We start from the raw sequence: 10,919 nt of genomic DNA, 5'->3' as shown, positions 1-10,919 counted from the left end.
ATGAAACCGACTGCATGCCTTTTCGTCGGTACGCCATCCGGGTCTTTATACGGCGTAATATGTGAATTGCCGAAATCGGGAGGCTGTTCTGCCTGAGCTGGCATCGGTAATAAAAACGGCACAATCAATGGGACGATAATCGATACAAGAAGCAAAAAGGCCGTCGCATTTGTTCGATTCATAGCTCGAATAGAGTTGCTGTAATCAACCCGTACTCCTTTCTTTTATTTCGATAAATAGTTTTGGACCAAAATAGCAGCATCTGAAGCAATATGAATACCTATGTATTCGATGTCTTTCAGCTGTAATTTATCATAGTCTTTCTGACCGAACAGAAACTCATCAATACTTTCTATGACAGAATTATAATGGACCCGAATATTTCCAATGGATTCACGGCTACCTGAAAGTTCCTGGCGCAATTTTGTTGGCTGACCCTTTTGAAGTAAATAATACGATACACCCATCACACCTTTATCTGTCGAAATTGTGCGAATATACTCTCTTCCATTTTTGTCATATGCTTTGTCCATTCGATAATAAATATCGTTTGAAATAATAACAGGAAAGTCCTTCTCCTGAAGAATCCTCACTTTAGTATGAGGTTTAAAATTGTTTTTGCTATTTTCAAGTACCGACTCCCCAAGCTTCCCCTTGAAATAATGTTTGTAAGGCTTGATATCTACGGCCTCAACGACATCTTCGACCTTCGGGATGTCTTTGCTGCCGATCCATACGTAGCGGTTCACTGCATCCCATTCCACCGGTACGCCGAGTCCTTCGCTAATAACCCGCAACGGTACGAGCGTCCGCGACTTTTCGGCAATCGGCGCCTTCGTCAGCGTCACAGCCTTGCCGTTGATCGTCGCTCGCTTCGAACCGATCGTCAGCGTGACCGTTTTTTTCCCTTTACTCGCAGTTATTGTGTTACCCTTCAGATACAGTTTGCCGTTCAGTTTGTCGGTGACAAAACGCAGCGGAACCATGACCGTTCCGTCGTCCACTTTGGGCTTAACGTCAAAGATGACCCGACGGGCATCTACCAGCACTTCCAAGGACAAATCCGCTTTTTTTGTATTGGTTGCTGCCACAGCGCTCCCCGAACCCCCGAAGACAAAAGCAACCGCCGCCAGTCCCAACATCCATTTCTTCGCTTCCTTCAACATGTCCAATACCTCCACTATGAAAAATGATTTCTCTGACCGAAGCTTGGTATAAACGCAGTAAAAACACCGCCTTATTTAACACATTTTACCACCCTGGCGATTGGGAACATAGTCCTATTTTTGTTGAAATGTTGTAACAAATGCCTGTAAAACGCAAAAAAAGCACCTCTCGCATCGTTCATGCAAGCAGGTGCTTCCCGCTATTGTGGTTCATTCAGTTACTGTAAGTATATTCCTTTACTCCCGGAAATGCAAGCATAATTTACCTGCATTGTGATACGCAGCCCAATTAACGTTTATCGGCAAACACAGGACGCGAATGCCGACCGCTTACTTAACGTCCGGTTCCAGCTTTTCCCGGATCGCCTCGACCTCGGCGTCGGACACCGTCTTGCCGCCGTAGCGGACCGCTTCATACGCGGTGACCAGCGGCGCTGCACCGGCATTGCCGCCGGCGGCTTCGCGTTCCGCATTCCGCTGCCACGCGGCTATATCCTTCGCCGTTTCGCCCGGCGTCAAATGCGGCCGAATCGGGTAGCCTTTCCGCATCGCCCGGCGCAGCCATTCGCGGTACAGGAAACGTACCTTGTCCGCATTCGTCCCCGCTTCCGGCCATTTGTCGGCCGTCCCCTCCGCCCGCTTTCCGAACCGGAACAAGCCGCCGCCCGAACGCTCGCGCTCGAGGCTTTCCACCTCATCCTCGTAACCCGGATGGGCCGTCACGGCTCGCTCCCTCCGGAGCAGGCGGAGCAGCCACGCCGTCCATTTCCGCAGCGCGGACGGAAGTTTCCGGCCAAGCTTGTATAGCAAATAGATGAGGCCGACAATGGCTGCCGCATAAAGCAAAAAGACGACGATCTGCTCCAGCCATTCCAGCAGAACGGACCGCTGTCCGTCATCCCGCGGCAGCAGCGGCGTCATCCCCTGCTCCGGCTGCTGAAGCGGCGGAGTCTCGGACGGACCCGATCGGCTGAACAACGCTTGCAGCAAGGCGATCAGCCGCTCCCGCAGCCATTCCCAGCCTTCGCGGATATGACTGAAAAACATAAGCGCGGCGATGACGACTAGCGCCAGCGTCACGAGCAGCCGGTTATGCCGCCGGACCGCGGCCGGCAGCGCGTCTGCGGAACCGGACAGCGTCTCGGCGCGCATATTGAACAGATTGATCCGGAAGAGCGAAACGACGAGCGCGAGCAGCCCGAACGCATTCAGCGCTCCGCCGTAAGGCGCGGTCTTCGGCAGCAGCGGCGCGAAAACGGATAGCAGGAAGTATGTCAGCAATCCGGCGCCGTACCATGCAAGAGAAAATTGGGCCATCCAGTCTTCCTCCGCCATCCTGCCGCCGCGCATGACGGCGATGAAGACGATGACGGCGGAAAAGGCAAACGGCAAGGAAAGCCCGAAGAAAGCGAAGCTCCAGACGGCGCTGACGGCGATGGCGAACAGCACCGACCGGTACAGCCGCCGAAGCGGCAACCACAGCTTGCCGGCGCATCCGGCCGCGTAAGCGAGCGGCAGTACCGCCAGCCACCAGACTGAGGTGCCGGCCTCCATCGCATAAGCCGCAATAATCGTGAGGAGCGGCAGGAAGAGAAGCGTTTCGACCGCTCCTTTCAGGATAGCGGCACCTGTGGCCGTAAACCGGTCTTTCATTCGCCCTCACCCGCTTTCCGGTCATTTGCCTTCGGCAGCACCTCATCGAGCATCAGAAACGTAACCGCATGCCCCTTGGAACGGAGCAGCTCGGCGGCACGATCCAGCTTGTCGCTGCGATAGGCGGTCAGCAGCAAAATATCTGTCCGGTCCTCGAGCCGGCCCGCTTCCGCCTCCAGCAGCTCCGCGAACGATTCGGTGCGCGCCAGCACAAGACGCGCCAGCGCTTCGTACACTTCCATCACCCGCCCGGCCCCCGATGCCGGCGACATCCGGATCGAGATTCTCGGTCCGTCAATATCGTGGGCATTGACGCCGAAGCCGAAAGCGAGTCCCTGGCGCGCCGCGTATTCCGCGATGCCGGCGACGAGCGCGATGCCCCGTTCCGCCCGCTCGACCTCGTTGACCGTATTCCACATCAGCTCATGGTCTTCGATGTTCAAATATACCATGAGCCGCCCGTCGGCCGTAAAATCCCGGACCTGCACCTGCAGATCGCCGGTGCGGGCGGTCGCTTTCCAATTGATGCCCCGCAGCGGATCGCCCGGACGGTAATCCCGCACACCTGCGACGACGAACGGATCGTCGACGATCCAGCGGCGGACGACCATCTCCCCTTGCCAGCTCCGGAAAGCGTCCGGCATGTCGTCGAGCGGCACCGGCTTCGGATAGACGAGCAGCTCGGCTCCGACATCCTGCTGCCGCATCGTGCGGGCGAGCCCGAACAGATCGCCGCTTGTCAGCGTCACGGAGCCAAGTCGGTAGCAGCCGCGACGAACGGCGCGGACATCGTGCCTGCGGGTAATTTTCGTATGCGGCATCAGCGCGAACAGACTTTTGTGGTTCTGGAACAGCATCCCGCTGCTGATGTCCAGATTCGCCTGGCTTCTGAACTTCAGACCCGTCGGCAGCAACGATTCGACCCGGAGCCACGGAACGGGAATCGACTTGCGGTTTTCGATTTCCTCAATCATTTCGATCCGGTCGCCCTCGAAGCAGGCGCGCACAGGAAACGACCGCGCATACTTAAGCCTTCTCATCGCGGCATAGCGGAACAGCCTTCCCTGAACGAAAAGGACGATCGCGACGAGCGGCACCAGCAAATAAAAGGCCATTCTACTCCGATCCTTTCTGTACCGGCAAGCCCTGGCCGGACATTCGTCTCCTAGCTCGAGCTTCGATGGGAAAGCAGCGTGTCTTCCGCTGGAACCGGAACTTCGCGCAGCACCTCTTCGATCGTCTCTTCGGCTTCATACGGCCTGGCCCTGGACACGCTCCGCAGTTGAAGACGGTGAGCCAGAACCGGCACCGCCATCGCCTTGACATCGTCCGGCGTCACGTAATCCCGGCCCCGGATCGCGGCATGCGCCTGCGCCGCCTTCAGCAGCGCCTGGCTGCCGCGCGGGCTGACGCCGATCGCCACATTGTCGCGGGTTCTCGTCCGCTCGGCAATCGCCAGAATATAGCGGAGCACGTCGTCCCCCGCTTCCGTCCGGGCATACCGATCCTGCGCACGCACGACATCTTCCCGGTCCGCGACCGGTTCCAGCCGATCGAGCGGATTGTCCTCCCTGAACCGTTTCAAAATGTGAAGCCCTTCTTCTGTCGACGGATATCCCATCCGAATCTTGAACAGAAAACGGTCAAGCTGAGCCTCCGGCAGCGGAAACGTCCCCTGCTGCTCGATCGGATTTTGCGTCGCGATGACGAGGAACGGCCGCTCCAGCTTTCGCGTTACCCCGTCCGCGCTCACCTGCCGCTCCTCCATACATTCCAGCAGGCTGGATTGCGTCCGCGGAGTCGCCCGGTTAATCTCGTCGGCAAGCACGATATGGGCGAACAGCGGACCGGGACGAAACTCGAACTCCGCGAGCTTCTGGTTAAAAAACTGGATTCCGCTCAAGTCTGACGGCAGCAGGTCGGGCGTAAACTGGATGCGCTTGAATTCGCAGCGAAGCGACTTCGCCAGCGACTTGGCGAGCAGCGTTTTGCCGGTGCCCGGAACGTCTTCCAGTAGAACGTGACCCGATACGATCAGGGCGATGAGCAGCTTGTCGACGACATCCTCCTTGCCGACGACAACACGGCCAATGTTGGCCCGCAGCCGGTCGGCCAATTCCTGAATGTCGGCCATATTCGATTGCACGAGAGGCTCTCCTCCTTGTGGAAACGCATTCTTTTTTTAAAACAACAAGCATTTCCCCAATTTTACCATAAAGCGGCTTCGTTGTCCGAATACAGGGAGGGCCTTCGCATGATCCAAAACGTTAAATGTTCGATCCGTCCCGGTAAAGACATGCGGTTTTTCAAGATTAAAATGAAAAGAGAAGGCGAGATTTGCCGCGATTTCATCACAAATTCGGGAGGAATGGAAATTGGCGCAATCGTCCTACGTCACACAAGAGGATGTCCTTTTCTTTCGCGAAAACGGATACTGGGTATCGCCCAAGCTGTTCTCGGAAAGCGAACTGGAGGAAATGATCGAGCACCAGGAAAAAATATACCGCGCGGAATACGAGCTCGGCCGCGAGCCGTGGAGCACCTGGAAGGCCGGAGACAATCCCCGCTCCTTGCGCAAAACGGATAACGCCCACTGGTCCGATCCGGTGCTGCGGCGGGTAGCGACGCATCCGGTTATCGGCGAGATCGCCGCACGCCTCATGAATGCGGACAAAATCGCGTTATGGCACGACCAGTTGCTTTACAAGCCGGGCAGAGCCGACCGCCGGCATACGGCGAACGTCGGCTGGCATCAGGACTACGTCTACTGGCAATGCTGCGCCGAACCGTCGCTTGTGACGGCCTGGGTCGCGTTTACCGATGTCGATCTGTCGAACGGCTGCATGCAGGTCGTGCCGGGAAGCCATAAGTGGGGACTCGTCAAAGTAAACGACTTTTTCGAGCAAAATCTGGAGAAGCAGCAAGAGCAGATGGAACTGCCGGACGGGCAGGCGTTCCGGCCCGTGCCTCTCGTCATGAAGGCCGGCCAGGTCAGCTTTCACCATGCCTTGACGATTCACGGCAGCGGTCCGAACACGACGGACAGCCCGCGCCGCTCGATGGCCGTCCATCTCATGACCGGCGACACGAGGTACCGGAGCGGCACGCCGGCCGAAGGCCATATGAACGTGAAGCTGCTGAACGGGCGCGACGGCGACCTTTTCGAAGGCGAGCCGTTCCCGGTGCTGTATCCGCCAAGCGTCCGCTAACGGCTGCCCTCCGCCGACATCTGGCGGTATTGCAGGGGCGACATGCCGGTGCATCGCTTGAAAAAGACGCTGAACGCATGAATGGAGGAAAAACCGAGCGATTCCGCGATGGACGACACCGTCTGGTCCGTCTCCCGAAGGCTGTGCTTGGCCTGGTCCACGCACAGCCTTCGCCGGTATTCACCGATCGGCATGCCGACCACACGGCGAAACTCCCGCGTCAGATGCGGCCTGCTCACATGGTAGCGGGCGCATAGCTCGTCGATCGTCAACGCCGCCCCCGCGTCGCCGTGCAAATCCATCAGCAGCGCGGGGATATATCCGGCCGGCACGCGCGCGGGTGGCAGGGCCGCTTCACGATCGGTCTCGCCGCCGCGGTACAGCCGGTAGACGTGGACGAGCAGCTGCAGCAAGAGACCTTGCGACAGCAGATGGCCGTATGGCTCGTCTACGCGGATTTCGCGGAACAGCGCGTCGAACAACGCGCGCGTCCCGGAGTCGATATCCGGCCTGACCCGAGCGGCGCCGATGCGGAAGAAGTCCACCTCGAGATTGCGCAGCTCTCCGAGCCGGAATCCGAGATAATACAGACTGAACGGCTGATCGCCCGACGCGGCCCCCTGGTGAACTTCGCCCGGCTTGGTCAGAAACAGATCGCCCCGGGCAACCTTGTACAGACTGGAGCCGATCGCAAACCAGCCCTCCCCTTCGTCGACCAGACAGAGCTCATAATGCGGATGACTGTGCGGATCTACTTTCCACGTCTGGCGGGCGACGATGCCGATATACCCCAAATTGTCCAGCAAATGCTCGAACGGCAAATCGTAGCGAATCTCCCGGTCGCCCTCGAACGGCACGATATGCCCGTTGCAATGCATGCGCGTCATGGCGGCAGCCCCTCCGTTGCGGCTTCGATGGCTTTAACACTTTGTCGTCACCATCACTTTATCATAGCGGGTATTCGACGGTCTACGGCAAAGCTTGGTCAGCGAGCAATACGGCGGCTATACATCAATGTGCGCGATTGTGCCCGGCCGGTACAGTAAGGCTTGATATGCATCATATACCCTCTGGCCTTTGGTACACATCAGCCACTAATTCGACAGCAGCATTATCGGCTTTGCCCCGCTATTTCACTGCGGCATAAAACAACCGCTCCGCATGCGGTCCGGGCGGCTTCAGCTGAAAATCGGCATAGCGGTCGACCCGCGAAAAACCGGCCCTCCGCAAAGCGCCGGCAATCCAGTCCGGATCGTACGCCCGCTGCACATGCGTTTCTTCAAAACGAACGAACCGCGCATCCCGTTCCGGTCCTTCCCGGGAAAAGATCGTCAGCCGGTGCTCGATTTCCATCCGATCGCGGTCCAGCTCGCTTGTCCAGATGTAGGCGATGTCCCGTTCGTCCAGCACGAACGGCTGCTCCTCGGCATATCGGACGAGCAGAGACGGAGGCAGAACGTCAAACAGAAACACGCCGCCATTTCGCAATCCGGCGAACGTCGACGCGAAGGTCTCTTCGATGTCTTCTTCCTCCAGCAAATAGTTCAGGCAATCGCAAAACGAGATAACCGAGTCGACCGGTTCCGGCAGTTCCCAGTTTCTCATATCCTGTTGAAGCCAGCGGATCGAACCGGCGTGCGGGCGGATCGCCTGCTGCGGCGTCTCTTCCCATTTGCCGCGGGCAGCGGTAAGCATATCGGCGGACAAGTCGATGCCGTAAACCGTAAAACCCGACCGGGCCAGCGGAATCGCGATGCTGCCCGTGCCGCAGCCGAGATCGGCCACGGTCGCGGGCATGCCGTACCGTTCCCAGCATTCCCTGGCAAACCGCAGCCACTCCGGATACGGCATGTCCGCCATCAGCCGGTCATATACCGTAGCAAATTGCCGATAGGCGTTCATGCGCCACCTCCTGTCGATTTATTCCTTCAGCGGATTTGCCGGTTGGGGCGGATTGGACGGGTTGGCCGCAGCTTCCCGGCCGCGCCCTCCATCCGGCTTGTCTTTGCCGTCTCCGTCTGCGGCGCCATCATCGCTCAGATAGGTCCAGCTGCCCTGCTGCGTCACGCTCCCCTCGCGCATCAGCTTGCCGAGCGCACGCTTGAAAGCGGATTTGGAAATGCCGAATTTCTGTTTGATAATATCCGCGGGCGTCTCGTCGGAATAAGGCATCGATCCGCTCGGCCGTTCCCTTAGAAAGGCGAGAATCCGGTCGGCATCCTCCACGCGGGCCACTTCTTTGCGCGGCGCCATCGCCAGATTCGCGCGCCCGTCGGGACGGATATATGTAATGCGTGCTTGAACCCGCTCCCCTAGCCGCAGCGTGCGCGAGCGTTCCGCATCGGGGATCATGCCGTAAGCGCCGAAGCCGACAACATCGCCGTCGATCAGCACGAACGAACCGATTTGCAGCGTTTTCGTAACCCAGCCTTCGATCCAGCGCCCCCGCCATGCCGCGGGCACGGCGAACGTCTTCGGCGCAAGATCTTCTTCCCTGGCCAGCTTGGCCAGAAGCCTTCCCGCTTTGTCATGCGTCAGCATGACAAACAGTTCGTCCCCCGGCTGCGGCCGGTATTCCCGCCGCTCCGGCAGCTCGGATTGCGGCAGCAGCAGTTGGCGGCCAAGTCCCATCTCGAGGAAGCAGCCCAGTCTCGGGTGCACGTCCGCGACCCGCAGCCGCGCCAGTTCGCCGAGACGAATAAGCGGCGTTTTCATCGTTGCCGCCAAACGGTCTTCCGTATCGTGGTAGATAAAGACCGAAACCTCGTCTCCCGGCTTCGGCCTGTCCCCGACAATTTCACTATAGTGCAGCAGCACGTCCGACATGCCGTCGCTCAAAAAATAACCGTAAGGCGGCACTTCCCGCGCCACCTTCAGTTTTCGGACCTCACCGGCGGTCAGGCTCATGCGAACTCCACAACTTTCGCGTCGGACCAAAGCCGCTCAATGTTGTAATAATCCCGTTCCTCGCGATGGAAGACATGAACGACGACATCGCCGAGATCGATCAGCACCCAGCGGGCCGTGTCCATTCCTTCGATGCCGCGCACGACAGCGCCGCGCTGATGGGCCCGATCCCTTATCTCCGTCGCAATCGCCTGGACTTGCGTGTCCGAATTGCCATGGCAGATTACAAAATAGTCGGCCACCATCGAAATGCCTTGCAGATCCAGCGCCACGATCCGATGCGCTTTTTTGTCCTCCGCTGCCGCCACCGCAAGTTGCAGAAGTTCGTCAGCCTTTACCGTCATAGCCCAACCTCCCGAGTAATTAAATCGTTGCGCGCCATCACCGTAAGCGGATAAACGCGTTTCCCTTTTTCCAGCAGAAAAGCAATCGTCCCGCTCATGGCGGCGATCAGCGCCCGTTCAAGACTATGCTCAGCTAATTCCCTTATTTTATGCACGCCTGGAAAATCGCGGCCCGGCTCGATGTAGTCGGCCAGCCAGACGATTTTCTCGAGCAGCGTCATCCCTTCCCGGCCGGACGTATGATACCGAATCGCATCCAGCACTTCGGCATCCGTCACCCCGTAGTCGCGTTCCGCCGCAACGGCTCCCGCCGGGGCATGCCACAATTCCTTGTCGTAATCCAGCACGTCGGTCGAGCGGCCGTCTTCCCGGATCGTCTCGGCCATCCGCTCGGTCGGCCAATACTTGGCGACATCGTGAAGGATTGCGGCAAGCTCCGCCCGTTCAGGGTCGCCGCCGAACCGGTTCGCCAGCAGCACGGCCGTCTCCATTACGCCCTCCGTATGTTTCCAACGTTTCTCCGGCATCGCCGCGCGCACTGACGCGATCAGATCTTCACGCTTCATATAAACCGTTCCTTATCATAAAATGATAAACCGCATCCGGAACCAAATAACGAATCGAGCGTCCTTCCGAACGTCTTCTCCGGATGTCTGTCGACGAAATGTCGATCTGCGGCATTTCCACGAAGGAAATCCGCTGACGCAAATATTCGGGCAGTCCGTCCGGCTCCGGCTTGGCGCCCGGTCTCTCCAGACCGATAAACCGCACGATCGCAGCCAGTTCTTCAATCCGATGCCACGACGGCAAATCGTTGATCCGGTCGGAGCCGACGATGTAATAGAACTCGCGATCTGGGTATTCCTGCTGCAGTGTCGCCGCCGTATCGACGGAATAGCTGACGCCGCCTCGCCGAAGCTCGGTATCCATCGCGCGGAAGCAGGGATTGCCGCCAATCGCGAGGCGAACCATCTCCAGCCGGACGGCGCCGTCCACCCCCGGCTTGCCGCCTTTGAGCGGCGGACAGTTCGCAGGGATAAACCAGACTTCGTCCAGTTCGCATGCGTCGCGCGCCGATTCGGCCGCCAGCAGATGGCCGTAATGGATCGGATCGAACGTGCCGCCCATAATGCCGACCTTGAACATCGGCTACCTCCTTCGCATTCACAAACGGGCTTTCGCCCGGATCAAGGAAGCACGATCGTCTTGTGCTCCCGCGATTCTTTGTACAGCACGATCGTCTTGCCGATCACTTGCACAAGCTCCGCGCCGGCTCTGTCCGCCAGTTCCGGGGCAAGCTCCTTCGGCTCGACGTCGCAATTGTTCAAAACGGATACTTTAATAAGTTCCCGCGCCTCGAGCGCTTCCTCGATATGGCGGACCAAATGATCGTTAATTCCGCCCTTGCCGATCTGAAAGATCGGCTGCAAATGATGCGCCTGCGATCGCAGATAACGTTTTTGCTTGCCTGTCAGCATAGGAATGCTTGAGCCTTCTTTCTTTGGAAAAATAATCGCGAAGCCGCGGCTGCGGCTTTCCGGTTATCCGATGCCGGTTTCCGCCGCGAGCCCGTCTCTACCGCTTGCCGGATGCCTACCGCTTGCCGGATGCCTACCGCTTGCCGGATGCCTACCGCTTGC

Annotated in this window: 12 protein-coding genes; 1 reads left to right on the top strand and 11 read right to left on the bottom strand. The window is 58.4% G+C overall.

The genetic code is table 11. The annotated features are described in order from the left end of the window. Positions 1-224 precede the first annotated feature (224 nt). The 4 genes from ABEV74_RS11325 to ABEV74_RS11310 all read right to left on the bottom strand — a co-directional run bounded on the left by ABEV74_RS11325 (position 225) and on the right by ABEV74_RS11310 (position 4,965). On the bottom strand, positions 225-1,166 hold the full coding sequence (locus tag ABEV74_RS11325) for a copper amine oxidase N-terminal domain-containing protein (RefSeq protein WP_430146103.1): 942 nt from the start codon (positions 1,164-1,166) through the stop codon (positions 225-227). A gap of 330 nt (positions 1,167-1,496) precedes the next feature. After that, on the bottom strand, positions 1,497-2,819 hold the full coding sequence (locus ABEV74_RS11320; RefSeq protein ID WP_430146101.1) for a DUF4129 domain-containing protein: 1,323 nt from the start codon (positions 2,817-2,819) through the stop codon (positions 1,497-1,499). Next, a complete protein-coding gene (locus tag ABEV74_RS11315) occupies positions 2,816-3,934 on the bottom strand; it encodes a DUF58 domain-containing protein (RefSeq protein ID WP_430146099.1) in 1,119 nt (372 codons plus the stop codon). Before ABEV74_RS11315 ends, ABEV74_RS11320 begins: the two co-directional genes overlap by 4 nt. A gap of 50 nt (positions 3,935-3,984) precedes the next feature. Beyond that, on the bottom strand, positions 3,985-4,965 hold the full coding sequence (locus ABEV74_RS11310) for an AAA family ATPase (protein ID WP_145977182.1): 981 nt from the start codon (positions 4,963-4,965) through the stop codon (positions 3,985-3,987). Between the two features lie 229 nt (positions 4,966-5,194). Here ABEV74_RS11310 and ABEV74_RS11305 point away from each other — a divergent pair, with 229 nt between their 5' ends. Then, positions 5,195-6,028 (top strand): phytanoyl-CoA dioxygenase family protein, encoded by an 834-nt coding sequence (locus ABEV74_RS11305; RefSeq protein ID WP_430146097.1) that lies wholly within the window; start codon positions 5,195-5,197, stop codon positions 6,026-6,028. On the opposite strand, the gene ABEV74_RS11300 is transcribed toward ABEV74_RS11305, so the two are convergent. The 7 genes from ABEV74_RS11300 to yhbY form a co-directional block, all read right to left on the bottom strand. After that, positions 6,025-6,915, bottom strand: a complete 891-nt coding sequence (locus tag ABEV74_RS11300; RefSeq protein WP_430146095.1) for an AraC family transcriptional regulator — start codon at positions 6,913-6,915, stop codon at positions 6,025-6,027. The two genes, ABEV74_RS11305 and ABEV74_RS11300, sit on opposite strands and share 4 nt — an antisense overlap. Before the next feature lie 241 nt (positions 6,916-7,156). Then, a complete protein-coding gene (locus ABEV74_RS11295; protein WP_430146093.1) occupies positions 7,157-7,930 on the bottom strand; it encodes a class I SAM-dependent DNA methyltransferase in 774 nt (257 codons plus the stop codon). An 18-nt stretch (positions 7,931-7,948) separates the two neighbouring features. Further along, the gene (locus ABEV74_RS11290; RefSeq protein WP_430146091.1) at positions 7,949-8,935 is read right to left on the bottom strand and encodes a CvfB family protein; all 987 of its coding nucleotides are present in this window, start codon (positions 8,933-8,935) and stop codon (positions 7,949-7,951) included. Next, positions 8,932-9,279: a ribosome silencing factor gene (gene rsfS, locus ABEV74_RS11285; protein ID WP_062492302.1), complete on the bottom strand. Its 348-nt coding sequence runs from the start codon at positions 9,277-9,279 to the stop codon at positions 8,932-8,934. Before rsfS ends, ABEV74_RS11290 begins: the two co-directional genes overlap by 4 nt. Next, positions 9,276-9,845, bottom strand: a complete 570-nt coding sequence (yqeK, locus tag ABEV74_RS11280; RefSeq protein WP_062492301.1) for a bis(5'-nucleosyl)-tetraphosphatase (symmetrical) YqeK — start codon at positions 9,843-9,845, stop codon at positions 9,276-9,278. The genes rsfS and yqeK overlap by 4 nt, the downstream gene beginning before the upstream one ends. Next, a complete protein-coding gene (gene nadD, locus ABEV74_RS11275) occupies positions 9,835-10,425 on the bottom strand; it encodes a nicotinate-nucleotide adenylyltransferase (RefSeq protein ID WP_430146088.1) in 591 nt (196 codons plus the stop codon). The genes yqeK and nadD overlap by 11 nt, the downstream gene beginning before the upstream one ends. Positions 10,426-10,466: 41 nt before the next feature. Further along, a complete protein-coding gene (yhbY, locus tag ABEV74_RS11270) occupies positions 10,467-10,757 on the bottom strand; it encodes a ribosome assembly RNA-binding protein YhbY (protein WP_062492299.1) in 291 nt (96 codons plus the stop codon). Positions 10,758-10,919: the final 162 nt, after the last annotated feature.

Source organism: Paenibacillus cisolokensis, from assembly GCF_050481165.1.
GTDB lineage: Bacteria > Bacillota > Bacilli > Paenibacillales > Paenibacillaceae > Paenibacillus_AH > Paenibacillus_AH cisolokensis.
Note: the sequence above shows the minus strand (reverse complement) of the source record. Positions and strands in the feature narration are given on the sequence as shown.